The sequence below is a fragment of the Methylobacterium organophilum genome, assembly GCF_022533465.1.
Taxonomy (GTDB): domain Bacteria; phylum Pseudomonadota; class Alphaproteobacteria; order Rhizobiales; family Beijerinckiaceae; genus Methylobacterium; species Methylobacterium organophilum.
Genome location: NZ_CP092848.1, coordinates 41,886 through 67,494, shown reverse-complemented (window position 1 = coordinate 67,494; position 25,609 = coordinate 41,886). Strand labels below are relative to the sequence as shown.

General features: G+C 68.1%; 20 protein-coding genes, 1 tRNA gene and 1 pseudogene. 12 read left to right on the top strand and 10 right to left on the bottom strand.

The window, feature by feature from the left end; genetic code table 11:
• The gene (locus tag MMB17_RS00315) at nucleotides 1-3,339 is read right to left on the bottom strand and encodes a hypothetical protein (RefSeq protein WP_241100662.1); all 3,339 of its coding nucleotides are present in this window, start codon (nucleotides 3,337-3,339) and stop codon (nucleotides 1-3) included.
• 278 nt (nucleotides 3,340-3,617) lie between these two features.
• Here MMB17_RS00315 and MMB17_RS00310 point away from each other — a divergent pair.
• The 3 genes from MMB17_RS00310 (at nucleotide 3,618) to MMB17_RS00300 (ending at nucleotide 5,918) form a co-directional block, all read left to right on the top strand.
• Nucleotides 3,618-3,703, top strand: a tRNA-Leu gene (locus MMB17_RS00310).
• Nucleotides 3,704-3,894: 191 nt separating this feature from the next.
• Nucleotides 3,895-4,548, top strand: coding sequence for an ABC transporter ATP-binding protein (locus tag MMB17_RS00305; protein WP_241102295.1), 654 nt, complete (start codon nucleotides 3,895-3,897; stop codon nucleotides 4,546-4,548).
• A gap of 119 nt (nucleotides 4,549-4,667) precedes the next feature.
• Entirely contained in the window at nucleotides 4,668-5,918 is a 1,251-nt protein-coding gene (locus MMB17_RS00300; protein WP_241100661.1) for a KpsE/RkpR family capsule polysaccharide export protein, read from the top strand.
• A gap of 24 nt (nucleotides 5,919-5,942) precedes the next feature.
• On the opposite strand, the gene MMB17_RS00295 is transcribed toward MMB17_RS00300, so the two are convergent.
• Nucleotides 5,943-6,689: a glycerophosphodiester phosphodiesterase family protein gene (locus MMB17_RS00295; RefSeq protein WP_241100660.1), complete on the bottom strand. Its 747-nt coding sequence runs from the start codon at nucleotides 6,687-6,689 to the stop codon at nucleotides 5,943-5,945.
• Nucleotides 6,690-6,691: 2 nt separating this feature from the next.
• Nucleotides 6,692-7,165, bottom strand: coding sequence for a RidA family protein (locus MMB17_RS00290; RefSeq protein WP_238309871.1), 474 nt, complete (start codon nucleotides 7,163-7,165; stop codon nucleotides 6,692-6,694).
• Nucleotides 7,166-7,393: 228 nt separating this feature from the next.
• On the opposite strand from MMB17_RS00290, the gene MMB17_RS00285 reads away from it, so the two are divergent.
• Together MMB17_RS00285 and argF are read left to right on the top strand one after the other, a co-directional pair.
• Nucleotides 7,394-8,584 (top strand): aspartate aminotransferase family protein, encoded by a 1,191-nt coding sequence (locus tag MMB17_RS00285; protein WP_241100659.1) that lies wholly within the window; start codon nucleotides 7,394-7,396, stop codon nucleotides 8,582-8,584.
• A 138-nt stretch (nucleotides 8,585-8,722) separates the two neighbouring features.
• Nucleotides 8,723-9,676, top strand: a complete 954-nt coding sequence (gene argF, locus MMB17_RS00280; RefSeq protein WP_238309873.1) for an ornithine carbamoyltransferase — start codon at nucleotides 8,723-8,725, stop codon at nucleotides 9,674-9,676.
• 111 nt (nucleotides 9,677-9,787) lie between these two features.
• Here the strand turns inward: argF and MMB17_RS00275 are convergent.
• Nucleotides 9,788-10,210 (bottom strand): annotated as a pseudogene (locus tag MMB17_RS00275) (VOC family protein).
• An 876-nt stretch (nucleotides 10,211-11,086) separates the two neighbouring features.
• On the opposite strand from MMB17_RS00275, the gene MMB17_RS00270 reads away from it, so the two are divergent.
• The 5 genes from MMB17_RS00270 (at nucleotide 11,087) to MMB17_RS00250 (ending at nucleotide 17,122) form a co-directional block, all read left to right on the top strand.
• Nucleotides 11,087-11,314: a DUF6894 family protein gene (locus MMB17_RS00270; RefSeq protein WP_241100658.1), complete on the top strand. Its 228-nt coding sequence runs from the start codon at nucleotides 11,087-11,089 to the stop codon at nucleotides 11,312-11,314.
• Nucleotides 11,315-11,529: 215 nt separating this feature from the next.
• Nucleotides 11,530-12,336: an SDR family NAD(P)-dependent oxidoreductase gene (locus tag MMB17_RS00265; protein ID WP_238309876.1), complete on the top strand. Its 807-nt coding sequence runs from the start codon at nucleotides 11,530-11,532 to the stop codon at nucleotides 12,334-12,336.
• A gap of 34 nt (nucleotides 12,337-12,370) precedes the next feature.
• Nucleotides 12,371-13,762 carry a dihydrolipoyl dehydrogenase gene (locus MMB17_RS00260; RefSeq protein ID WP_241100657.1) on the top strand — a complete coding sequence of 464 codons (1,392 nt, stop codon included), beginning with the start codon at nucleotides 12,371-12,373 and terminating at the stop codon, nucleotides 13,760-13,762.
• 151 nt (nucleotides 13,763-13,913) lie between these two features.
• A complete protein-coding gene (locus MMB17_RS00255; protein WP_241100656.1) occupies nucleotides 13,914-16,532 on the top strand; it encodes a histidine kinase dimerization/phosphoacceptor domain -containing protein in 2,619 nt (872 codons plus the stop codon).
• A gap of 8 nt (nucleotides 16,533-16,540) precedes the next feature.
• A complete protein-coding gene (locus MMB17_RS00250; protein ID WP_420847309.1) occupies nucleotides 16,541-17,122 on the top strand; it encodes a biliverdin-producing heme oxygenase in 582 nt (193 codons plus the stop codon).
• 197 nt (nucleotides 17,123-17,319) lie between these two features.
• Here the strand turns inward: MMB17_RS00250 and MMB17_RS00245 are convergent, their stop codons facing one another.
• Nucleotides 17,320-18,396 (bottom strand): flippase-like domain-containing protein, encoded by a 1,077-nt coding sequence (locus tag MMB17_RS00245; protein ID WP_420847308.1) that lies wholly within the window; start codon nucleotides 18,394-18,396, stop codon nucleotides 17,320-17,322.
• Between the two features lie 235 nt (nucleotides 18,397-18,631).
• Here MMB17_RS00245 and MMB17_RS00240 point away from each other — a divergent pair, with 235 nt between their 5' ends.
• The gene (locus MMB17_RS00240; protein ID WP_238309880.1) at nucleotides 18,632-19,960 is read left to right on the top strand and encodes a KpsE/RkpR family capsule polysaccharide export protein; all 1,329 of its coding nucleotides are present in this window, start codon (nucleotides 18,632-18,634) and stop codon (nucleotides 19,958-19,960) included.
• A 13-nt stretch (nucleotides 19,961-19,973) separates the two neighbouring features.
• On the top strand, nucleotides 19,974-20,258 hold the full coding sequence (locus MMB17_RS00235; RefSeq protein ID WP_238309881.1) for a hypothetical protein: 285 nt from the start codon (nucleotides 19,974-19,976) through the stop codon (nucleotides 20,256-20,258).
• 75 nt (nucleotides 20,259-20,333) lie between these two features.
• Here the strand turns inward: MMB17_RS00235 and flbD are convergent, their stop codons facing one another.
• Genes flbD through fliF form a run of 5 tightly spaced genes read right to left on the bottom strand, consistent with a single transcriptional unit; the run spans nucleotide 20,334 to nucleotide 25,457 of the window.
• Nucleotides 20,334-21,698, bottom strand: a complete 1,365-nt coding sequence (gene flbD / locus MMB17_RS00230) for a sigma-54-dependent transcriptional regulator FlbD (RefSeq protein WP_241100654.1) — start codon at nucleotides 21,696-21,698, stop codon at nucleotides 20,334-20,336.
• A 59-nt stretch (nucleotides 21,699-21,757) separates the two neighbouring features.
• Complete coding sequence (gene fliN, locus MMB17_RS00225) at nucleotides 21,758-22,105, bottom strand: flagellar motor switch protein FliN (protein ID WP_238309883.1); 348 nt, start codon at nucleotides 22,103-22,105, stop codon at nucleotides 21,758-21,760.
• 14 nt (nucleotides 22,106-22,119) lie between these two features.
• Nucleotides 22,120-22,734, bottom strand: a complete 615-nt coding sequence (locus MMB17_RS00220) for a FliH/SctL family protein (RefSeq protein WP_241100653.1) — start codon at nucleotides 22,732-22,734, stop codon at nucleotides 22,120-22,122.
• Nucleotides 22,731-23,783 carry a flagellar motor switch protein FliG gene (locus MMB17_RS00215; RefSeq protein WP_241100652.1) on the bottom strand — a complete coding sequence of 351 codons (1,053 nt, stop codon included), beginning with the start codon at nucleotides 23,781-23,783 and terminating at the stop codon, nucleotides 22,731-22,733. Before MMB17_RS00215 ends, MMB17_RS00220 begins: the two co-directional genes overlap by 4 nt.
• 54 nt (nucleotides 23,784-23,837) lie before the next feature.
• On the bottom strand, nucleotides 23,838-25,457 hold the full coding sequence (gene fliF / locus MMB17_RS00210) for a flagellar basal-body MS-ring/collar protein FliF (RefSeq protein ID WP_238309886.1): 1,620 nt from the start codon (nucleotides 25,455-25,457) through the stop codon (nucleotides 23,838-23,840).
• Nucleotides 25,458-25,609: the final 152 nt, after the last annotated feature.

Genomic DNA, 25,609 nt, shown 5'->3' with positions numbered 1-25,609 from the left:
TCAGCCCGGCGGCGGGGGCTGGGGCGCCTCGGCTCTGGTCTCCGGCGCAGGCTGCGCCGGAGACCCGGCGCCCGCCTCGGGCTTGCCGCGCTCGGGCACGGCACTGTCCGGATAGCGCTTGCGGTACTCGGCCAGGAAGGAGGCCAGCGTCTCGGCCGAGGTGGCGCGGCGGGCGATGTCCCGGAAGGCGGTGGTACGCGGTGCGTCGCTCCGGGTCAGGAGAGTGAAGGTTCGCGCATCCGACGTCTCCGCCATGCCGGCCGAGAACTTCGCCTTCAGGCGCTCGAGCCCGAGGCTTTCACCGGACAGGCCGTAGGCGATCGCCGCGCGGATCACGTCGCCCCGGGCCGCGTCGTCGAGGGGACGGCCGCTGCGCCAAGCCTCGCCGAGGAGCCCCTCATGCGCCTCGCCCGCCTCACGCCAGCGCCGGGCGGACCACAGGATGTCGGCGCGCAGGCGGTCGATATCCGGCCCCGTCTCCCCTTCGATGGATTCCAGGGCGAGGTCCGTCCGCGTCAGATCGGAGAGGGCACGGGCGCGCAGCAGGGAGCGGGCCCGGCGCAGATCCTCCGGCAATTCGGGGAGATAGGTTGCATCCAGCGTCTGAAGGGCATCGAGGGGCTTGCCCTCCATCAGCCGCACCGTCGCGAGACGCGCGGCGACGCTCGACCGGGCAGGGCCGGTCAGACGATGGTTGACCTGATGGTCCAGGAGCTCGTCGGCGGAATCGAGCAGGTCGAGGGAGACGAGCCGGTCGGCCAGGCGGCGTACGATCTCGTCCGCCCGGCGGCCGGCGGGGGCGAAGTCCTTGAAATCGAAGTAGAGAGACAGCGCCTCGATGGCGCCGAGCTTGTCGGCGCGTTCTCCGAGATAGAGATCCTCGAAAAGCTTCAAGGCGGCATCGTTGAGGGTCCTCGTCGCCGGCGCGTCCGGCGCGAGGGCATTGGCCCGCCGCGTCATGGTGAAGACGGCGCGCCACCGCCCGACCTCGGTATAGAGGCGGCCGAGCGCCCCCATGGTCTCGATCTCGGTATTGCCCCCGTGCCAGGTCAGGACCAGCACCTCCAGCCGCTCGATCACCTCGGCGGCCGCCATTTTGCCCATGGCATTGGCGACGAGCGCCGCACGCAGGGCGGCGGCGGCGGCGACCGGCCGCACGGCGTTCGCACTCAGGGCTTCGTAGGATTCCAAGGCCGCCGCCGTACGGCCGGTCGCCTCGTCGACCTTGGCGCGCAGATAGGCCATCCGATCGCGGATCTCCGGGGTGGCTTCGCGGAGGGCGGCTTCGGAGGCCTGGGCGGCGGCGTCCCAATCGGCGATCTCGACCGCCGCCTCCGCCGCCGACGCCTGCAGAACGGAAACCAGATCCTCGGGATAGCGGGCGAGGACGGATTCGCCGGCGCGCAGATCCGCGTCCGCATCCTTCCAGCGGGACGCCTGAACCTCCGCGAAGCCGCGCCAGAGACGCGCTTCCGGGTTGATGACGAGGGACGGTTGCGACAGCAGCTTCACCGCTTCCTCGGCGCGCCCGAGGCGCGCGGCGAGGATACCGCGCATCAGCGCAGTCATCTTGTCGTTGTCGAGAACGGGGTCTTCGGCCGTTGCGGCCGCGAGGACGCCGACCGCCTCGGCATCGAGCCCATTGGCCATCATCGCCTTCGCAAGGGCGACCCGCGCCGCCGGCCGGTCCGTGCGCTCCGCCGCCACTACGGTCGCGAACCGCTCGCGCAGGGTGCTGCGCACGGCGCCGCGGCGCGCAGCGTTCCAGGCGGCGCTGTCGATCACCAGATCGGCAACGGGCCCGACGGCCGCGTCAGCCGGGCGCGAGACCGAGGACAGGGCGAGGCCACCGATCCGCCCGATCGTGACCCCGTCGAGATCCGGCCGCACGTTGAGATCATCGGCAACAGCCAGGACCGCGAGCCCGACACGGCTCGGGAGCAGCTCGAAATCGACGAAGCGCTGCGCCTTCGGGATCCCCATCTGCCGGCCTGCACCGGCGGTCACGACCGCGACACGCTCGCCATCGAGCGTGAGCCAGTGGGCCCCTCCGGGAGCCAGCAGGGGCACGGTGATGCCCATGCGTCCTCCGGAGCCGGCCTGACGCTCCGGGATCAGTGATTCGCTGGGCGTCAGGTCGTCTCCCGCCACGATCTCCCAGCCGTCTGGCTCGCGCACGGGAACGAGATCGACCAGTCTCCCGGGCTGTTTGGCGTAGCGCACCAGGGCGAAACGGCCCGATCGTTCGACGCCGCCGATCGCCGACAATCCGGCCAGCTGCTTCTGCGGCGCGATGACGGGCTCGTCCGTCTCGAAAACCGCCGTGAGAATGCCCGCCCGCTCGAAGAAAGCCGCTTTGACCGGGGCTTTGAAGGGAAAGACGAGGCCCGTCCCGGCGCGCCGTCGCGGCGTCGCCGAGACAGGCGGTTCGGCGGTTCTGACGATAGGAGGGGAGCCTTTGGTACTCGGGTTCGGCGGTGATCGTCCCGCAGCGCCGGCGGGGTCCGCGGCCGCCTCGTTCTTCGTCGCCTTGTCGAGGATGGTCTGGGCAAGCGTCTCGGCGGCCTTTTCGGGGGCCGGACCGGGCGGCTTGGTCAGCAGGTCGATCGCCAGATCGGCCTCATCCCGCACGACTTTCGCGGAGACGCCTTGAGCCGGCGTCGCGACGAGGCGAGCCCCCTTCTCGTCGTTCTCGACCGATATCTTTCCGATCTTGGCATCGAGGCGCCCGCGGATCGCACGATCGTCGATGTGCCAGGCGCCGGGCAGGGAGAGGCTCGTCGCGCCGCCGTTCTCCGTGACGTTCGGTACGGCTTCCGGAGGCAGCTTCAGGCTGAGTCGAGCCCGGCCGGGCGTCAGGGCGAGTTCGACGGCGAGCGTCTTCGGTGGCGGAGCGGCGTTCCGCGCCTTCAGGGCGGCCTCGGCGCGCTCGGCACGGCGGGCCAGCTCGGCGACGACCTCGGGGGGCAGGGGCGGCGGAAAACCGGTCCAGCTTTCCGGAAGCAGATCGATATAGACCTGCTCACCGGCCTCCTTGACGCTGATGCGATAGGGTTTCTGCAGGGCGAGCCGCAGCGCCGATCCGTCCGGGTCTCGGCGGACCGCTGTGACGAAGTCGGGCATGCCCGTGGCGATCCGCTCGGGCCCGGCGGAGACGCGCTCCCCGTAACTGAGCACCAGCACCGTGCCGGAGATTCGTCCCTTGACCGGGACCGGTGTGTCGAAGGTCAGGATGATCCGGCCGAAGCCTTGGGGCTGACTTCCGATGGCGGAGAGGAGCTTCGCGGCTTGCGCGGAAATAGGAGCGGCGACCATGCCGGCCGCCAGAAGAACGAGCATACGCGCGGCCCGTCGGACGCGCCGTAGCGGCTTCCCTGTCTCGGCCCCGACTTTCATCGCGCCCGTTCGAACCTCCTGCCGCCGAGATCGGGGCGGCATCGGCCCCACGCCTCATCAGGCGCCGAGTCTTGCAGAATGGGGTGAACGTGGATTTAACCTCCTCTCCCCCAGTTCAGCGACGCGTGCGCCGATGCGCCATGCCTCCGATCGCCTCTGGCGAGCCCGCGGCATATCAGGTTGCTTCTGTGGATCGGTTCCCTTACTGCCGCATTCCAGCGGCGCGACTGGTGAAATGGTAGCCACGCGAGACTCAAAATCTCGTGCTCGTGAGAGCGTCCCGGTTCGAGTCCGGGGTCGCGCACCAGTTCGGAGCAGGCTGCCTGCTTGGTCCACGGACCGGTTTCGCTCCGTCGTCCGGACGAGATCGGCGGAGGCTATCAGCGCGATCCTCAGATTCGCCTCTTTTCTAAGGCTCGAAAGGGCCGTGCCCGCCCGTGCAGCGGTCGGGCATGGGGCGGCGTGGCACTCACCATCCATGGCACGGGGCAGCGGTTCTTGATCCGGTTCGAGAACGTCACGAAGATCTATCGGGTCATGGGCCAGCGCCGCACGGTGCTGGAGCGGGTATCCTTCACCCTCAGGCCGGGCATCAGCTACGGCATCCTCGGCATCAACGGTGCCGGCAAATCCACGACGATGCGGATCATCGCCGGCACCGAGGAGGCGACCCGTGGGCGCGTTCATCGCGGCCTTCGGGTGTCCTGGCCCCTCGGCTTCGGCGGCGGCTTCAACCCCAAGATGACCGGCCGCGACAACGTCGTCTTCGTCGCGCGGATCTACGGCGAGGATCCCCGCCGGGTTCTCGATTTCGTCGCCGACTTCTCCGAGCTCGGCAGCTATCTCGACATGCCGGTGGGCACCTACTCCTCCGGCATGGGCGCGCGGCTTGCCTACGGCATGAGCATGGCGATCCCCTTCGACACCTACCTGATCGACGAGACGCTGGCTGTGGGCGATGCGCGTTTCGCCAAGCGCTGCCGGGACGTGTTCGACAAGCGGCGCGAGAATGCCGACGTGATCCTGATCTCCCACTCGATGGAGACGATCCGGGAATATTGCAGCCAGGCGATCATCCTCGTGAACGGCCACGCCATCGTCTACGAGCAGGTCGACGAGGCGATCGAGGCCTATCGCCGCCTGAATCAGTGAGACGCGCGTCGGTCCGGTCCTGATCGGACACGCTTTTGCCGCGCGAACAGGCGAGAGAAAGGGCAGCACGGACGATCGGGCATGGCCGAACGTCCTGACCGAACGGAACCGCGGACAGCATGTCGATCGAGACCCCCGTTCCCCAGGGACAGCCGCTGACCACGGCGGATCGCTCCAGTGCCGTCGCGGAATCCTTGCGGCAGATCGCGCGCGTGACGCGCTACGTCGACCGCAAGAAGGGCATCCGCTCCTACCAGACACACGTGAAGCGGGACCCCTGGATCGGGATCCTCTTCGCCCTGCTGTTTGTGCTGCCCTCGGCGACGAGCCTCGTCTATTTCGGCCTGATCGCCTCCGACCGCTACGTGACCGAGTTCCGTTTCGCGATCCGCCCGGCGATCGGCGGCGCGGACAAGGCGGCCGGCGGCGACAAGGAGGATGTCGGCACGAATTCCGGCGTGTCCCAGGCCATGCTGACGCAGGATACCCTGATCGCTTCGGAGTATATCAGCAGCCGACCGATGATCGAGGCGCTCGAGAAGCAGATGCCGGTGCGGGAGATGTTCTCGCGCTCCGACATCGACTGGTTCTCGCGCTTCAACCCGGAAAAGCCGATGGAGCGCTTCGTCAAGTATTGGCGCTGGCGCATCAAGCCGACCATCGACAGCAGCTCGGGCATCATCGCGGTGACGGTCGAGGCCTTCACTCCCGAGGAATCCTACGCCCTGGCCAAGGCGATCCTCGCCGAGGCCGAGCGCATGACCAATGACCTGAGCATGCGTTCCCGCGAGGATGCCCTGGCCGAGAGCCGGCGAGAACTCGGATACGCCGAGGAGCGGATGGCGAAGGCCCGCGTGGCGATGCGGGATCTGCGCAACCGCGAGGGCGTCCTCGATGCCGACAAGGCGAACGAGGCCAATCTCACCGTCATCAGCAAGCTGCGCGAGACCAAGATCAATCTCGTCGTCCAGCTGAACCTGATCGCGAAGGACCTCTCCCCGGACAATCGCCGGATCCTCGATCTGAAGGCTCAGATCCGGGATCTCGACGAGAACATCGACCGGCTCGAGCACGAACTGGCGAGCCAGACGCCGGAGCGCCGCAAGGTGCTGGCCAATGCGATGACCCAGTTCGAGGCGCTGACCAACGAGCGCAAGGACGCCGAACTCTACTACGTGAAGGTGCTGGCGGCCTCCGAGAAGGCGCGCATCATCGCAGCCCGCAACATCGAGTTCTTCAGCCCGATCGTGGTGCCGATCATGCCGAACTCGGCGGATCAGCCGAAGAGTCTGCTCTGGATCAGCGCGACGATCGGCGGCTCGGCTCTCGCTTTCGCCCTGGCCTACGCGCTGCGCAAATTCTCGACCTGATCCGGGGCGCGTGGCCTCCCGGCCCTAAGGCCGGAAGCCCTCGAACACCATCTGATCCGCATGCGCGGCCGCGAGGGCCCGCTGCGCCTCCGTGCGCACGGTCCAGGTCATCACCGGCATCTTGCCGAGATGGCGGCACAGATACGGGACGGCTCCGGGCAGATCGTCCACCCGCCAGGACAGGAAGGTCGGCCGGCTCTCGTGCAGATGCAGCAGGTCCGAGAGCGCAAGCCGCTCGCTGGGTGGCAGCTTGGCGTAGGACGGGTCGTCCTGCCGCTTCTCGGCGACGATCCCCCGGGGGAGCTCCGGTGCGAGATCGGCCAGCGCAGCGACGATCCCGGGATCGAAGGACTTCAGCGCGATCGGCCCTCGATAGGCGTTCGCGATCTCGGCGACGCGCCGCGTCAGTGTGAGGTCCCCGCTGAACTGCGTCTTGATCTCGACGATCAACGGCGTGCGTCCGGCGATGCACGCCAGGAACGCCGACAGGGTCGGGATCCGCTCCTGCGTCCCGGCGACCTGCAGGGCGGTCAGCTCGGCGGTGGTCCGCGAGGCGGTCGGCTCGCTGCGCTCGGTCAGCCGGCCGAGGGCCTCGTCGTGGAACACCAGCGCCTCGCCCTCGGCGCTCGGCTGCACGTCGCACTCGATGGCGTAGCCCCCGGCGATCGCCGCCTCCGCGGCGGCGATCGTGTTCTCCGGGATGCCGGCCGCACGGTCGTGCAGCCCGCGATGGGCGATCGGCCGGGCGGTGAGCCAGCCCGGGACGCCCACCCTCAGCGCACCTCGAACATAGCTTCGACCTCGACCGCCGCGTCGAGGGGAAGCTCGGCGACGCCCACGGTGGAGCGGGCATGGCGGCCGCGATTGCCGAGGATCTCGACCATCAGGTCGGACGCGCCGTTCATGATGGGCGCGAGGCCGGCGAAGCTCGGCACCGCATTGATGAATCCGCCCAGGCGCAGGCAGCGCTCGACGCCATGATCGAGATCGCCCACCGCGGCCTCGACCTGGGCGAGCACGTTGAGGGCACAGAGGCGGGCCGCCTCGATGCCTGCTTCGTTGGAAACCTCGGCGCCGAGCTTGCCCTTGTGGCGCTCGGCGAGCTTGCCGTCCGCCCCGAAGCAGATCTGGCCGGAGATGATGACGAGATTGCCCGCGCGGACGAAGGGCACGTAATTGGCCACGGGCGCGGCCGCCTTCGGCAGGCTGAGCCCGAGGGCCTGGAGCCGCTCCTTCACCGAACTCATCGCATACTCCCCTGATTGGCCTCGACGGGCGGCCTCAGAGCATGCCGAGGGGAGTCGTGCAAGCGGCGCAGGGGCGCCAGCCCGGCCCAGATTGACAGGGCAGCGGCAATCCATGGTAATCGCGCGCATGCCGCCCGACGCAATCGAGGCGGCACTTTCGTTTCTGGCAGGCGCGAAGGGAAGCCGGCTTCCTTTTTCGCCGCCGCACTTGAAGGGATCGCGCCCGCCGTGACCTCAGCTCTTCTGCCGACCTACGCCCGTGCCCCGCTCTCCTTCGAGCGCGGCGAGGGTGCTTGGCTCGTCGCGAGCGACGGGCAGCGATATCTCGATTTCGGCGCCGGCATCGCCGTGAACGCCCTCGGTCACGCGCATCCGCATCTCGTCTCGGCGCTGACCGAGCAGGCGGGCAAGCTCTGGCACACCTCGAACCTGTTCCAGATCCCGGAGGGCGAGCGGCTCGGACGTCGGCTCGTGGACGCGACCTTCGCCGACGTCGCCTTCTTCGCCAATTCCGGCGCCGAGGCGAACGAGGCCGCGATCAAGATGGCGCGCAAGTACCATGCGGCCGGCGGCCAGCCGGAGCGCTACCGGATCGTGACCTTCGAGGGCGCCTTCCACGGACGCACCCTCGCGACGATCGCGGCCGGCGGCCAGCAGAAATACATCGAGGGCTTCGGCCCGAAGGTCGACGGCTTCGATCAGGTGCCGGTGGGCGACTTCGAGGCGCTGGAGAAGGCGATCACGTCCGAGACCGCGGCCTTGATGATCGAGCCGATCCAGGGAGAGGGCGGCATCCGCATCATCCCCGGCGAGATTCTGCGGCGCCTGCGCGCGATCTGCGACGAGAAGGGGCTCCTCCTGATCATGGACGAGATCCAGACCGGGGTCGGGCGCACCGGCAAGCTGTTCGCGCATGAATGGTCGGGTATCGCGCCCGACATCCTGAGCGCGGCCAAGGGGATCGGCGGGGGCTTCCCCCTGGGCGTCTGCCTGGCCACGGCCGAGGCCGCCCGGGGCATGACCGCAGGCACCCATGGCACGACCTTCGGCGGCAACCCCCTCGCCATGGCGGTGGGCAATGCCGTGCTCGACGTGGTGCTCGCCGACGGCTTCCTGGAGCATGTCCAGAAGGTCGCCCTGGTGCTGCGTCAGAAGCTCGCCGAACTCGTCGACCGCCATCCCGGCGTCTTCGTGGAACTGCGCGGGCAGGGTCTGATGCTCGGCCTGAAGCTCAACGTGCCGAACACCGACTTCGTCGCTGCCGCACGGGGCGAGCATCTCATCGTGATTCCGGCGGGCGATAACGTGATCCGCCTGCTGCCGCCGCTGATCGCGAGCGAGGCGGAGGCGGCGCAGGCCGTGGACCGCCTCGACGCCACCGCCTCGGCGCTCGAAGCGCAGATCCGCGGAGCGGCCTGAGCCCGCGCGACCCGCTATCCGGGCGGGTCCGCGAAATGTGTCGTAAAGTCTTGTCGCGGCGCGATTTGTTCAGGACGAACTGTTGCTACCTCGCTGGAAATTGCCCTAAGCCACAAGATAATTGCAAAGTAAGAATCGATGACGGTGACAGCCAACGGTGCCGGCCCGGGTGTTCGGCATTTTCTCGATCTGAAGGATTTCTCCGGCGAGCAGCTGCGCCGCGTGCTGGACTCCGCCGCCGCGATCAAGGCGCGCCGCGTGAAGGGTCAGCTCGCATCCGAGCGTCCGCTGACCGGCAAGATGCTGGCGATGGTGTTCGACCGGCCCTCCACCCGCACCCGCGTCTCCTTCGACGTGGCTATGCGCGAGCTCGGCGGCGAGACGCTGATGCTGACCGGCAAGGAGATGCAGCTCGGACGCGGCGAGACGGTCGGCGACACCGCGAAGGTCCTGTCGCGCTACGTCGATGCGATCATGATCCGCATCCTCGACCATCAGCTCATGCTGGATCTCGCGCAGAGCGCCGAGATCCCGGTGATCAACGCGCTGACCAAGGTCTCGCATCCCTGCCAGATCATGGCCGACATCATGACCTTCGAGGAGCATCGCGGGCCGATCCGGGGCCGTACGGTGGCTTGGTCGGGTGACGCGAACAACGTCCTGGCGAGCTGGGTGCACGCAGCCGCGAAGTTCGATTTCACCCTCAACGTCGCCGCCCCCCGCGAACTTTCCATGCCGCCCTATCTCGTCGACTGGGCCGCGCGCGAGGGCGCACGCGTCAACGCCACCACGGATGCCTATGCGGCCGTGGAAGGCGCGGACGTGGTGGTGACGGATTGCTGGGTCTCGATGGGCGACGACGACGAGCATTACCGTCACAACCTGCTCTCGCCCTATCGGGTCGATTCCAAGCTGATGAAGGCCGCCGCCAAGGACGCGATCTTCATGCATTGCCTGCCCGCACACCGCGGCGAGGAGGTCACGGCGGAGGTGATCGACGGGCCCCAGTCGGTGGTGTTCGACGAGGCGGAGAACCGCCTGCATGCCCAGAAGGGCATTCTCGCCTGGTGCCTCGGCGCCGAGGCCGCTTGAGGCCGCACCAACCCGCTCGTCTCGAAGCGTTTTCGCCAGGGCTGCGCGCTGCGCGATGCAGACTCGCAGCCCTGGATCAGAGCCCGTGACCTCCTGGGGGCTGCGGTGGCCTCAGGCCTCGCTCAGCGACTGGTTCATCGCCCAGAGGACGCCGAACGGGTCCCGTAGCTGGCCATAGAGATCGCCCCAGAACATCTTGGCAACGGGGACGACCGGCTCGGCCCCGGCAGCCACGGCCCGATCCCACCAGGCGGCGATGTCGTCGACGGGGAGCATCAGGTTGAAGGCCTGGGGCTTCACCAGCGGGAAGCCGTGCTCGGGATAGGGGTCGCCGAGCATCAACGATGTGCCGTTGAGATGCAGGTGCACATGCATCGTGCGGCCCTGCTCGTCCGGAGGTATCGTCCTGACCACCGTCGCCCCGAAGGCGCGCTCGTAGAAGGCGGCGGCCTTCATCGCCCCGTCGACCTAGAGATAGGCGACGATGCCGCCCTTGGTCTCCGGGGATGTGCTCACTTCGCTTTCACGCGACATCCACTTCTCTCCTCGCCAGGGGCGCTCTGCCCGTGCCTCCGGAAGGACGAACCCGTGTGGAGCCTGCCGACAGGGCGGTGGACATTTTTTGTGATGCCGGGGCGATCGATCCTCTCGATCCAGGCTTCACGGGGCCGGCTGGCCGGCAAGCGATCAACGTTTGTCCCACGTCTCGCCCGGTCCCACCCCGGAACCTTCCGCTCTACGCTCCCGTTCGGCATCCACTTCAAGCAGCAGCATGTCGAGAAGGACCCGAAGCCTGAAGGATCCGCTCTGTCCAACTTTACCGCGGAGCAGGCTGCACAATTCAGCCAGCTCCTCAAGGCCGTCATCCGTAGGCTCCAACATCGATCAGCCTCTGATTGTCGGATCAGGGATTGGACTGGAATTGTCAATCGAGACAAATTATTGCCACTCGGGCAAAACTTTTCGACCCTAACTTGCGGCCGCCAGAAATGTTCCGACTGGCGTCTTGTTTCGGATCTGGCGCATTTGTTCTTAATGATATAAATACATCTGCAGACCAAGCCTCTGGTGGACGTGTTATTGATTATAGAAACATCGTTGCAATGAAAAATTAGCGCAGACCATTTTATGTAGAAATTCTCCGCTGTAAATTAAACAAGATATTTTGTCTGTTTTATGTGCAATTTAAAATCGATTTATTCTAGCGATCGCGAAATGCGGACTTCTCAGTCATCGCTTGTGCAATTATTATATTGTTTGATTAAATCATTTGCAGATCGATTTATAGTACCGGAGCGAATTCATGATGCACGGCCAAGTGGCACGAACGTTGCGGGCAATCCGAGGGCGAACGCATTCCGGGGGCCTCCCGACCGCCTGAAGATCAACGCTACCTGCGACCCTCGAGGCATGCCGCTTTTCTATTTCAACATTCATCGGCCGGAAGTGTCCTTGCAGGACGAAGAAGGAGCCGACTGCCCCGATTGCGGCATGGCTTTTCGCAAGGCCAAGCAGATCATCGGCCGCATTCGTGACGAGGAGCAGCTTTCTGACGACGTCGTGGCCAAGACGTTTCTTCAGGTCACCTATGTCGACGGCAGCGAGCTTTTCTTTCTGCCCTTCAATTTGAGACTCTAATTTTTCAGCACTCTTCAGATGAGGCGGAGCCGGACTGATTTGATCTGATCGGATCAGATTCCTCGGAGGGGGTCTGTTGTTTTTCGGCGCAATTTCATCCCCTGCAAGATCGTCGCACCGCCCGGAAGACGGAACGATACCGGGGCGGTCGGGTTGGGACGCCAGCCGATCGCGCCGCGGACCGCCCAGGCCCCGCGATCCTGGAGATGACGACGATGGATCTTGGAATCAGGGGGCGGATCGCCGTGGTGACGGGCGGCGATTCCGGGATGGGGTTCGTGAGCGCGCAATATCTTCTGCGCGAGGGCGTGAAGGTCGTCCTGTCCGATGTGAAGGAGGACGAGTTGCGCAGGGCGGCCGCGGAGCTGGCCGAGCTCGGTCCGGTCGAGGCCTGCCAAGCCGATCTGAGCAGCGAAGCCGGAGCGCTCAAGCTGCGCGACTTTGCCGATGCCGCCTTCGACGCCAAGCCCTCGATCCTGGTCAATGCCGCCGGCGTCACGGGGGCGACGGGGGATTTCCTGGAGATCGATGACGCGGGTTGGCTCTCGACGATCCAGGCCGACCTGATGGCGGCGGTACGGGTGGCCCGCGCGTTCCTCCCCGGCATGCGCGCCCAGAAATGGGGACGGATCGTGTTCTTCACCTCCGAAGACGCCGTTCAGCCCTATGTGGAGGAACTGCCCTACTGCGCGGCCAAGGCGGGCCTGATGAACCTCGCCAAGGGTCTGTCCAAGGCCTACGGCGCCGATGGCGTGCTCGTGAACTCGGTGGCTCCCGCCTTCGTGGCGACGCCGATGACCGACGCGATGATGGAGAAGCGCGCGAAGGAGCTCGGCGTATCGTTCGACGAGGCCGTCGAAAGCTTCCTCGACGAGAAACGCCCCGGGATCGTCGCGAGGAGGCGGGGACGGCCGGAAGAGGTCGCCGCGGCCGTCGCCTTCCTCTGCTCGGAGCAGGCGAGCTTCATCACCGGGGAGAACCTGCGGGTCGACGGGGGTGCCGTGATGACCATGGCGGCCTGATCGACGCCGGCAGGAAGGGCGGGAAGGAGGAACGATGCGCGAGGCGGTGTTCGACGTCGCTGTGATCGGAGCGGGCACGGCCGGCATCGCCGCCCACCGCGCCGCGCTCGCCGCGGGCGTCCGGTCGATCCTGATCGAGCGGGGGCCGGGCGGCACCACCTGCGCCCGGGTCGGTTGCATGCCCTCCAAGCTGCTCATCACCGCCGCCGACACGGCCCGACAGATGCGCGATGCCCGGCGATTCGGGATCACGGCCGGTCAGGTCGACATTGACGGGGGCGCCGTGCTCCGCCGGGTGCGATCGGAGCGCGACCGCTTCGTCGCCGGCGTCTTCGATGCCCTCGACGCCCTGCCCGACGAGTCCCGGATGGCCGGCCATGCCGTGTTCGAGGCGTCCGACCTGATCCGGATCGACGACCACACGCGTATCCGGTTCAAGGCCGCCGTGATCGCCACGGGGTCGAGCTCGAGCCTGCCCCCGCCGCTGCGGGGATTGGGGGATCGCGTGCTCACCACGGACACGCTCTTCGAGATTCCCGATCTGCCCGAGAGCCTCGCGGTGCTCGGCGGCGGCCCGGTCGGTCTCGAACTGGCGCAGGCCATGGCACGGCTCGGCGTGAGGACGAGCCTGATCGAGGCCGGTGACGCCGTCGGCGGCTTGAGCGCGCCGGATCTGGCGGAGGCCGCCCGCGACATCTTCGCCGGTGAACTCGACCTCCATCTCGGGACCCGGCTCGACTCGGCGGAGGCGGCCGATGACGGTCTGGTGCTGCGCTGGACGAAGAGGGACCGCCAAGAATCCGGCCATTTCGCGCGCTGTCTCGCGGCGGCGGGCCGACCGCCGAACCTGAGCGGCCTCGGGCTCGAGAGCACGGGCCTGCATCTCGACGACAAGGGCAGCCCGGATTTCGATTCGCGCTCCCTTCTCTGCCGTGGCGCTCCGATCCTGATCGCGGGCGATGCCAACCAGGACCGTCCGGTGCTGCACGAGGCGAGCCGGCAGGGGCGCATCGCCGGGCGCAACGCGGCACGCCTCGCGCAAGACGGGCCGGAAGCGATCGAGCGACCCGGGCGCTGGGTCGATCTCGCGATGGTGTTCAGCGATCCTCAGATCGCACTGGTCGGGGGCGGGTATCGGGCGGCATCTGAGGATGCGGTCGTCGGTTCCGCGGATTTCTGCGACCAGGGCCGCGCCCGGGTTGCTGGGCGCAATCGGGGCGGGTTGCGCCTCTATGCCGATCGGACGGGGCGGTTGACGGGTGCGGAGATGATCGGCCCAGGGATGGAGCATCTGGCCCATCTCGTCGCCTATGCTGTTCAGGACGGGCTGACCGCTGCACAGTTGCGCGATCGCCCCTTCTATCATCCGACTCTGGAGGAGGGCCTCGAGACGGCCCTGTCCGACATCGAGAGCAAGCTAGGCTGAGTTCAGCAGCGTAGCAGTATCACCGATTGTATCAGTTTAGACACTTTTCCTCAGAAGATTGCGATGAAGGCCGAACGATGCGAGGGCCTATACTCACTTCGGCGAAACCAGGGATTGCGGATCCGGTGATGCGCCTTCATACCGATCCTGCATGAGCGATCCGCCTCATATGGAAGTCCGGGAACCGACCCTAGGCCTTGCCAACCTCGACGCTCTGGCCGCGGAAGCGCTCGACCGCCTCGATCAGGGGGTGATCCAGCTCGACGCGATGGGGATGGTCCACGGATTCAACGTGGCCGCCTCGAAGCTTCTCGAGATGGCCTCCGAAGCTGCGATCGGCCGAAACTTCTTCCGCGATCTGTTCCCCAGCACGGCGGTTCCGGCCTTCTATGGGCGCTTCCTGCATGGGGTGCGTGGGAAGGTCGCGAGCGAAACCTTCGAGTTCGTGTTCGGCCGCATCCCGCGGGCGATGCGGACGCGCGTCCACCTTCAGAGGGCCGCCGACGCCCAAAGCTGGTGGCTCGTGATCCAGCCGATGGAGACGATCGGTGCGGGGGCGCCCCGCGACGCGGTCCTGGCGGCGATCGATCAGCGCACCCGCGCCGAGCCGGTCGATCCCAGCCTGTGCGAGCGCGAGCCGATCCACATTCCCGGGTCGATCCAGCCCAACGCCGTGATGATCGCGGCCGACGTGGCGAGCCTCGCCGTGATCGCCTTCAGCGCCAATGTCGCAGAGATCCTGCCGCCGCAGATCCTGCCCCTCGACGGCACGCCGCTGTCGGCCATCCTGCCGTCGGCCTTCCTCGCGGCCTTGCGCGGCGCCCTCGCGGCCGGGACGCTGACCGACGGTCGCTCCATGCGCCAGACCCTGCGCTTGCCGGGTCGTGACGAGCAGGCTCTCTACGCCACCGCCCACGCGCATCTCGGCCGGCTCATCCTCGAATTCGAATTGGCGCCCGAGCGGCCCGAGGATTTCCGCGCGGCGAGCCCCCTCGACACCGAGCTGGCGGCGACCCGCCTGCGTGGAGCGGAGACGCTCACGGAGGTCGCGCAGATCGCTGCGCTCGAGATCCGCGCCCTGACCGGCTTCGATTCCGTACTCGTCTATCGCTTCGATACCGATTGGAACGGCGAGGCCATCGCTGAGGACATGACGCCGGACTGGCAGCGCCCGCTGATCGGGCTGCGCTTTCCCGCTTCCGACATCCCGGCCCAGGCTAGGGCCCTCTACACCAAGGCCAAGAGCCGCTTCGTGATCGACCGGGACTGCGTGCCGGTGCCGCTCGTCTCGAGTCGGGAAGCCGGAAACGGGCCGATCGACCTCACCTTCGCCCAGAACCGCACGCTCTCGCCGATCCATCTGGAGTATCAGCGCAACCTCGGCGTCGACGGCTCGATGTCGATCTCGATCATGGTCGAGGAACGTCTCTGGGGCCTCATGATCGGGCATCACCGCCGCCCGCATTACGTGGCGCCGGAGACCCGGGCCGCGGCCACCATCCTGACCGATGCCTTCGCCATGCGGGTGCAGGAGATCGAGACCCGCGGCCGCTGGGCGGAGCAGCAGATGCATCTCGACGTCGAGGGGCGTCTCGTCCGGCGCCTCACCCGCTCCGACGATTTCGTACAGGCGCTGACCTCGGGCGACACGACGCTGCTCGACCTGTTCGGCGTGACGGGCGCCGGCATCGTCTCGGGCCAGGGGGTGCATCTGATCGGGACGACGCCCGATGCGCAGCAGGTCCTCGCCATCGCCGAATGGGTGCGGGGCTTCCTCCCGGCGGATCGGACGAGCTTCGTCACCGACGCTCTGTCCCTCCAGCATCCGCCCGCCGCAGCCTATGCGGACTCGGCCAGCGGCCTGCTCGCGGCCTTCGTCGATCGGCAGCGGCGTCATCTGCTCCTGTGGTTCAAGCCGGAGGTGCCGAGCACGGTGACCTGGGGCGGCGACCCGCGCAAACCCGTGCTGTCCGGCGGTGGTCCCGTCGCCGTGCTGCCACGCCGCTCCTTCGAACGCTGGGTCGAGGAGCGCAGCGGGTTCTCGATGCCCTGGGCCCCCTGGAAGGTCGCGCTGGCCGAGCAACTGGCGGATGCCGTCGAGGGCGTCGTGCTGCGCCAGCGCCGCAAGATCGACGAGCTGACCGGGCTCCTGGCCGACAAGGAACTGCTCCTGGCGCAGAAGGATTTGCTGACCCGGGAGATCGACCACCGAGTCAAGAACTCGCTCCAGATCGTGTCGGCGTTCCTGCAGATGCAGCGCCGGCAGGTCACGGACCCGGCCGCGCGCCAAGCCTTCGCCGACACCTCGGCCCGCGTCATGAGCGTCGCCCGGGTGCATGACAACCTGTACCAGGCCGATAGCCCGGAGGAGGTCGATCTCGGCCAGACCATCGAGAAGATCTGCAACGACCTGGCGGGGGTGGCGGGCGGCGAGCACAGCATCGACCTGACCGCGGAGCCAGGTCTGATGGTGCCGTACCGCAAGGCCGTCGCCCTGTCGCTGATCGCCACGGAGCTCGTCACGAACGCCTTCAAATACGCCAAGAGCGACGGCGGAGCGCAGGTCTCGGTGACGGTAGCCGGCGAGCAACGCGGTGGCGTGCGGCTCAAGGTCTGCGACGACGGGGTGGGGCTGCCGGACGGGTGGGAATCCGCGCGCTCCAAGGGCACGGGGCTCGGCATGAAGCTGATCCGGGCGATGCTGGACCAGATCGAAGCGCATCTCGAGGTCGAGAACGCGCCGGGTGCCTGCTTCACCGTCCGCGCGTGAGAGGCATCTTGCACGAACGGCTGCGCGCAGCGACAGCCCCGGCTCACGCCGCTTTGGAGCGCGACCTGAACTGGGAGGCGCAGATCGCCACGCTGCCGGGCTATCGTGGGCTGCTGGAGCGGCTGCGCGGCTTTCATGAGACCTACGAGACCGCCATCGGGGCAGCGCTCGCGGACGATGCCTTCTTCGCGCCGCGGCGGCGTCTGGCCCTGCTGGATGCGGATCTTGCCCATCTCGGCCTCGACCCGGGCCGGATCCTCCGGCTGCCCGCGCCCGCTGCCCCGGCATGGACCGGTCCCGCTGCCGCGATGGGAGCGCTCTATGTACTCGAAGGCTCGACCCTGGGCGGTCAGGTGATCGGCCGCAGCCTCGCACAGAGGCACGGCTTCGCCTCCACTGGCGGAGCCGCCTATTACGGCGCCCACGGCCGGGCGATCGGTGCAATGTGGCGCAGCTTCCTCGAACGGCTCGAGTCCGGGCTACAACGCGAGAGCTGCCGCGACGCTGTGCTCGCCAGTGCGATCGAGACCTTCGAGGCGATGCGAACCTGGCTCGTACCGCCGCTGTCGGCGGCACCGCCGCGCCGCTGACCTGCGAGCGGGACCGGCATCAGCCGAAGGCCCGCTCCTTCTTGCCGGCCGAGGCGGCTTCCACGAGGCGCCGTGCGAGCGCCGCGCTCCGGCCGGGCCGACGGGCTTTGCCAGCGCTGTCCCCAGCGAGATGCGGGAACTTTCCGACCGTCGCGTCCATAGCGTGCAATCGGGTTTTGCGCGCCGATGGGAGGCGCTCAGCGATCCGGCGGAAGCACCGTGGCGCGCCGCGCTTCCAGGGTCTGCCACGCCACCAGGGACGGGAGACCCAGGGCGACGTCCGGCACACGCTTGATCAGCGACAGGGCGAGCGCGGTGTCGGCATCGATCCCGAAGAGCGAACCCACCACGACGAAGCCGCCCTCCTGCACCCCGAGGCCGCCCGGCACGGGAAACGCCGCCGACTTGATCGCCTGAGCGAGCGACTCGATGACCAGCGCTTCGAGCGGCCCGATCGCGATGCCGATGCAGGCGAGCGCGAGCCAGATCTCGGCGGCGCCCGCGATCCACGCCATCAGGTGGAGCAGGAAGGACTGCGCGATGCGCCCGCGCCGGGCGCGTGCCCAGAGCGCATCGAGACAATCCTGAACGCTCTGCGTTCCGGAAGCGGTCGGAGCGGCCTCCCGCATGAAGCGACGGCCAAGACCGGCGAGCTTGCGCTCGAGGATGCGGGCGGCGCCGAGACGCTGAACGGCGAAGAAGGCGGCGAGGGCAAGCAGGGCGAGGCCGGCGATGTGGAGCGTCAGGTCCGCTATCGTGGCGGCCCGCTCCCCCTCGACCTGCCGCAGCAGGCCCACGCCGATGAGGGTGAAGACAAGCTGCGTCGCCACCTGGATCAGCATGTCGACGAGGAGGGAGGCGGCGGCCAGGGCGCCGGATACGCCCCAGAAGGTCAACAGCCGGCCGCCGACGAACTCGCCCCCGACGGAGGCCACCGGCAGGAGGGTGTTGATGCCCTCCCGCACGAACCGGAGCAGGATGCAGGGAGCTGCGCCGATCGGGGCGAGGCCTTCGAGGGGGCGTGCCCAGGCCAGGCCGCAGGTGGCGACGAGCATTGCCCGCCAGAGCACGATGGCGAAGAGCCCCGCAGGCCCGACCTTGGCGAAGGCGGCGCCGACCGCCGCCAGATCGTTCGTCGCGACGAGCCAGATGCCGAGCCCGAGGCCGAGGATGGTCCCGAAAAGGGGAAGGCGCCTCAGCAGCGTGCGTCGGACCTCCCGGCCCGGCACGGGCCGGCGCCTTTCGATCTCGCCGTGACCGGGCGTTCCCGCCACGTTCGCCCCCGCCCGTTTTTGTTCCGCCCGTGCTGCCGATGCCCTATCGTGAAAGGGTCGATCCGGGCAATCTCCAGGCTCGCTTCGGCCCGTGCCGAGGTGGGCGACGCCTTAAATTCGGCCGAAAAACGCGGGACTTCCGACCTCGTGCTGCCCGGGGCGGAGACGGTGCGAGATCGGCGCGGCCTGCGGACGCTCCCAGGTCGCGACGGCCGGGACTCAGGAAACCGACTGGATGATCGTCGACGAGACCAAGCCGCCTGAGACGAAGACAGGATCGGGCGTGCAGGGCTTGATGAAGCTTGCCCGCCGTTCCCTGCCTGAGCTGCGGCGCAACGCCGAGACCATCATCCCGCTTCGGGAGGGCGGCGAGCGCTCCTTCCTGGACCGCACGCGGCGCAAGCTCGCCTGGACGCGCCTGCCCGGATTGGTGCCTGCGGACGCGCTGCCGGACGAGCGGCCCTCCGTGAAGCTGATGCGCAGCTTCGTGACTTTCGTGCTGCTCCCGACCGCGGTGATCGCGACCTATCTGTTCGTGTTCGCCTCCGACCAATGGGTCGTGGAATCCGAGTTCGCCGTGCGCGGCGCCGTCGAGCCGATGGAGGACATCGTCCTCGGCCCGACGACCCAGCTCCTGCAGAAGCACAACAGCCAGGACAGCTTCATCGTCCGCGAGTTCATCCGCAGCCGCCCCCTCGTGGAGGCGCTCGAGAAGGACATCGGCGTCGTGAAGATGTTCTCGCGGCCGGAAGCGGATTTCTGGGCGCGCTTCAATCCCGAGCGGCCGATCGAGTACCTGATGCGCTACTGGCGGCGGCAGGTCGAGGCACGGATCGACACGCTCTCGGGCGTCATCCACCTGAACGTGCGGACCTTCGCGCCGGAGGATTCGATGACGATCTCGCGGGAGATCATCGCCCGCACGGAGATCTTCATCAACGAGCTGTCCCGGCGGGCGCAGGCGGACATGATCGCCCACTCGCAGAAGGACTTCGACGCCTCCTCCGAGCGCCTGAAGAAGGCCCGGGTCGCGTTGCAGGAGTTCCGCAACCGCTGGGGCATCATCGATCCGCTGGCGACCGCGAAGGCGACCGCGACGACCATCGAGTCGCTCAAGAAGGACAAGCTCACCGCGGAGAACGATCTGCGCGTCCTGCGCAGCTCGAATCTCGAGGAGAAGTCCCGCAGCATCCAGACCCTGGCCGCGCGGGTCGCTGCGCTCGACGCCCAGATCAACCAGCTCCAGGGGCGTCTGACCACGGCCGGGCTCAATTCGGACGCGGCCAACAACCTGACCCAGGCCCTGCTCGAATACGAGCAGCTGATGATCGAGCAGACCGTCGCCGAGAAGATCAACGCGTCGACGCTGTTCCTGCTCGACCGCGCCCGGGTCATGGCCCGCAAGCAGCAGATCTTCCTGGCGACGTTCGTACCGCCGGCCCATCCGACCATGTCGCTCTACCCGGAGCGCTTCAACGCGACCTTCATCGCGTTCTTCTGCTTCCTCACGATCTGGAGCTCGGCGAGTCTGATCGCGGCGGGCGTGCGCGACTCGCAGGTCTGACGGAGCGGCTCAGGTGTCGAACTTCACCGATCTGGTCGCCCGGGCCGTGCATCCGGGCATGAACCGGGAGGAGCGGGAAAAGGTCTACGACGTGGTGCGCGCCGCCGTGCTGCGGCTGCAGGAGCGCGAAGGGCTGGATGCCGGCGATCCGCGGTCGGCGCTTCAGCACCATCTCGTGGAGGAGACCATCCGCGACGTCGAGTTCGACATCGTCCGCGTCACCACCCTTGAGGCGCTCAAGAGGGCGAAAGCGGCTCAGGACGCGGAGGCCAGCGGCCGCAAGAGCGGCCCGGGCTAGACCCGGCCCTCTCTCGCAAAGAGCATAACGGATCCGACGAGAGCCCGGGCGCTGCCGGGCTCACGCTCGTCTGCGTCAGCCGTAAGCCGCCATCGAGCGCACGCTGCCCGGCTCGGCGACGCTGATGCCGGCATCGACATATTCGTTCAGCTTGTTGCGCAGCGTCCGGATCGAGATCCCGAGGATGCGCGCCGCATGGGTGCGGTTGCCCAGACAGTGATCCAGGGTGTCGAGGATCAGGTCACGTTCGACATCCGCCACGGTGCGTCCGACCAGCCCCCGGGTCGCGGCCTCCGCCGCGATCACCGCACGCTCGGCAGGCCCGGCGGCCGACGCGATGGCGTCGCCTTCGGGGGTGAGGACGGCTTCGGGGCCGATCTCGCTGCCGGAGGCGAGGAGCACCGCGCGGTGGAGCGTGTTCTCCAGTTCGCGCACGTTGCCCTTCCAGGGGCTCTTGGCGACCAGGGACATCGCCTCGCGGGATAGCGGACGCACCGGCAGCCCGTTCACTTCCGCATATTTGCGCGCGAAGAAGCCCGCGAGCTCGAGGATGTCGGCCGGTCGCTCGCGCAGGGCCGGCAGGCGCAGGTGCACGACGTTGAGCCGGTAGTAGAGGTCCTCCCGGAAGGTGCCCTTCTTCACCTCCTCCGCCAGATTGCGGTTCGAGGTGGCGAGGATCCGGATGTCGACCTTCACCGGGGCCGAGCCGCCGACCCGGTCGATCACCCGCTCCTGAATAGCCCGCAGAAGCTTGGATTGCAGGCGGACGTCCATCTCCGAGATCTCATCGAGGAGCAGGGTGCCGCCATTGGCCTCCTCGAACCGGCCGATGCGCCGGGCGACGGCACCGGTGAAGGCGCCCTTCTCGTGCCCGAACAGCTCGGATTCGAGCAGCGCCTCGGGAATCGCCGCGCAGTTCACGGAGACGAAGGCGCGGTTCGCCCGGTTCGAGCGGGCATTGACGTGGCGGGCGAGCACTTCCTTGCCGGTGCCGCTCTCGCCGGTGATCAGCACGGAGGCCTCGGAGCGGGCGACCTGTTCGGCGAGCTTGACCACGCGCTCCATCGCGGGATCGCGCCAGACGAAGCTGCGGCCATCGGCGGCCACCGCTTCCAGCACCGCGGCGATCATCTCGGGATCGGGGGGGAGGGGGATGTATTCCTTCGCGCCGGCCTGGATCGCGGCCACCGCGGCCTGCGTGTCCGGGGAGGTGCCGCAGGCGACGACGGGGGTGCGGATGCGCTCCTCGCCGAGCGCCCCGACGAGGCCGCGGATGTCGAGGCTCACCTCGACCATCACCAGGTCGCCGCCCTTGGCGCGCAGGCTCGCCAGACCCTGCTCGACGCTGTCGGCGTGGGTCACGGCCGCGCCGCGGTTCATGGCGATCTTCGAGGCCGTGACGAGCGCGCCCGAGAGCCGTCCGATGATGAGGAGCCGCATGGCTTGGGTTCCGTTCCGCAGGTTCATCGTTCAGGCCCGGCGCCGCCGGGCCTGGGACGTCAGTGGTCGTTCTTGATGATCTCGGTCATGGTGACGCCGAGGCGTTCCTCGACCAGCACCACCTCGCCGCGGGCGACGAGCCGGTTGTTGACGAAGATGTCGATCGCCTCGCCGACCTTGCGGTCGAGTTCGAGCACGGCACCCGGCCCGAGCCGCAGCAGGTCGCCGATCGGCATCCGCGAGGAGCCGAGCACGGCGGAGACCACCACCGGCACGTCGAAGACCTGCTCGAGATCGGCCGCCGTCTTCGGCGTCGTCGGCACGTCGCGGACCGATTCGGGACCGAGGTCGTCGAAGGAGACGTCGTCTCCGTTGAGCTGCGGCAGATGGAAATCGTCGGTCGACATGGCGCGCTCGCGGCTCAGAGGTCGGGAAAGGCGGACAGGCCGAGGGCTTCGAGCACCGCGGCTTCGATACGGTCGCGCTCGCGGGTGATGCCGCCGTCCGCCCACTCGATACGGGCATCGCCGACCGGCATCTCCGGTTCGCCCATCACCACGAGGCGGCCTTCGAAGCCACGCTCGCGGGCGAGCCGCTTGATCAGGGTCTCGGTCTCGTCGACCAGGCTCTCGTGCACCCGCACGACGAGATGCGGCACCCCGCGCAGGTGCTGGAGCGCCGCACGCGCCGCCTCCTCCACCCCGGCGAGGGGTTTGGCGGCGAGGGCATCGCCCGCGAGCTTGCGGGCGAGCAGGAGGGCGAAGGCGGTCGCCTGCTCCTCGCGCTCCGCATCCCGCGCGTCGGATTGCGACAACAGGCCGGCCGTGGCGAGGCCGAGGCGGGTCAGGGCATCGGCGAGACGGGCCTGAACCTGGGCCTGGGCCTCGGCGCGGCCTTCCTGCAAGCCGCGGGCATATCCGCGCGCTTCGGCCTCCGAGGCCGCCACGGCCTCCCGGGCGGCAGCCTCCTTCTCGGCCGCCGTCTCGCCCTTCGGGCGGCGGAAATCGTTGTCGAAGAGGAAGGGACGGGCGCTCAATAGACCAGCTCCTCCTCACCGCCGTTCTTGGCGATCATGATCTCGCCCTTCTCCGCGAGGTCCTTGGCGAGTTCGGTCATCTTGGCCTGCGCCTCGTCGACCTCCTTCAGGCGAATCGGCCCCATGGAGCCCATCTCGTCCGTGAGGTTCTTGGCGGCGCGGGTCGACATCTGGCCCATGAAGAAGCTGCGCACGCGCTCGTCGGCGCCCTTGAGCGCACGGCACAGGGTCTCGTTGTCCACCTTGCGCATCAGGGTCTGCACGGAGCCCGGATCGAGCTTGAGCAGATCCTCGAAGGTGAACATCAGCTCGCGGATGCGCTTGGCCGAACCGCGGTTGGCCTGATCGAGGGCAGCGAGGAAGCGGGCCTCGGTCCGGCGGTCGAAGGCGTTGAACACGTCCGCCATCAGCTCGTGGGCGTCGCGGCGCGTGGTCTGCGCGATCGTCGAAACGAATTCGACGCGCAGGGTCTCTTCGATGTGACGCAGGGCTTCCTTCTGCACGGTCTCCATCCGCAGCATGCGGGTGAGCACGTCGATCGCGAATTCCTCGGGCAGGATGGTCAGGACCCTGGCCGCGTAGTCGGAGCGCACCTTCGAGAGAACGACGGCGACGGTCTGGGGGTACTCGTTGCGCAGGAAGGCGGCGAGGATCTCCGGGTCGATCTGAGTCAGGCTGCCCCAGACGCGCTTGCCGGAGGCGCCCTTGATCTCCGCCATGATCGCGGAGACCTGCTCGGGCGGGAAGATCTTGAGCAGCAGCGATTCCGTGCGCTCGAAATTCGAGGTGATGCCGCCGCCGGTGGACAGGCGGGAGACGAAGTCGACGATCAGGCGCTCGACGGTCTCGGCCTCCAGCGAGCCGAGCTGCACCATGGCGTGCGAGACCTTCTTGACCTCGTCCTCGTCCAGCATCTGCCAGATCGGGGCGCCCTCCGAATCGCCGAGCAGAAGAAGGAGGGCGGCCGCACGCTGCGGCCCGGGCATGGACGCGAAGCCGGACGAAGCGATCGCCTCTTCCGCCGCCTTGAAGTTCACGCCCGCCGACATGTCCGGTTCCTAAATCCTCTCCGATCCCAACTTTCCCGCGTCTTTCCCTGTGTCTCAGCCGTCATGGATCCAGTTGCGCAGCACCTCGACGGTCTCGGTCGGGCTTGAGCGCACCATCTCGACGACGCGCTCCACGGTCTCCGCCTGGATCTTGCCGGTGAGCTTGGCACGCTCGAGGAAGGCGGCGGCGGGGCTTTCCGGCGGGGCCGGCGCAGCCATTCCCTCCGGCCCCGCGACGGCGAGGGCCGCGGCGGCCCCGGCGGGCAGCGCCACCAGGGGGGCTTCCGATTCGAGGACCCGGCGCAGCAGGGGACGCACCACCGTCAGCAGCACGATCACGGTCAGCAGCGCGAGCACGCCGAGCTCGACCAGACGCATCACGTCTTCCTTGGTCGGGCTGAGCAGGGATTGCAGCAGGCCCGGCTCCGCGAAGTCCACCGGCGCGGGCGTCTCGGCGAAGCGAAGGTTCACCACCTCCACCTGATCGCCGCGGGCTTTGTCGAAGCCGACCGCGGTGCGCACCAGCGCAGTGATGCGCTCGAGCTCGGCCGCCGGCCGCGGCTGGTAGGCGGGCTTTCCGTCGGCGCCCGGCGCGTAGAGGCCATCGACCAGCACCGCGACCGAAAGGCGCTTCACGCGGCCGCCTTCGAGAACCTCGGTCTTGGTGACGCGCGAGATCTCGTAATTCGTGGTCTCCTCGTTCTTCTGCGAGGAATCCTTCTGGCTCTGGTTGCCCTGGGGCTGGTTCGCGCCGGGCAGTTCGTTGCCCACCGACACCTGGCCCTCGCTGCCCCCGGTGAGGGCGTTCTCGCTGCGGGTCTGAGAGGAGCGCACGACGCGGCTCTCGGGATCGTAGGTCTCCGAACGGCTCTCGACGCGGTTCAGGTCGAGCTCGGCCGAGACCTGCACGCGCGTCCGGCCCGGGCCGACGATGCCGGCGACGATGTCCTCGATCTGGGAGCGCAGGCGGCGCTCGATTCCGGCCTGCTTCTCCTCGAAGGCGGCGGCGCCGTCCGCCTCCTCGCCACGGGCGCCGTCAGCCAGGAGCCGGCCGCGCTCGTCGACGATGGAGACCCGCTCGGGTTTGAGGCCCTCTACGGAGGAGGCGGCGAGGTGGCGGATGGCGCGGACTTGGCCGGCATCGAGCTCGCCCATGAGCTTGAGCACGATTGCCGCGCTCGGGGCTTCGCGGTCGCGCTCGAAGAGGCGCCGTTCCGGAAGCACGAGATGGACTCGGGCGGCCTGGACGCGGCCGATGGCGCGGATCGAGCGGGCAAGCTCGCCCTCCAGCGCCCGCAGGTGATTCACGTTCTGGACGAAGTTGGTCGAGGAGAAGGCGTCGCCCTTGTCGAAGATCTCGTAGCCGATGCCCCCCTGCGAGGGCAGGCCCTTGCCGGCGAGGTCCATGCGCAGGCGCGCGAGGTCGGGGCGGGGCGCCAGAATCGTCTGCCCGGCATCGCCCCGGGTCTCGTAGACGATGCCGCGGGCGTCGAGGTCGCGGATCACCGCGGCGGAATCCTGCATCGACAGGTCCGCGAAGAGCACGCCCATGTCGGGGCGCGAGACCCGGGTGATCACGACCGCGAAGAAGCCGATCAGGATCATCGTCACCGCCGCCATGGCGGCGAGACGGGCCGGTCCGAGCTTCGTCACCAGATCGAGAACGGCCTTCACGATACGCGCGCCCACGCAAACGAGTGCGGCCCGCCCCGGACCGCTCGGCAAAAATTGCCCGGTGCGTGGTTAGCGGGTCGTTAACGCCGGGCCTGTTCGCGTGAACGAATGCGTGAAACAGCGAAGGCCGCGCACCGCTTTCGCGGGCGCGG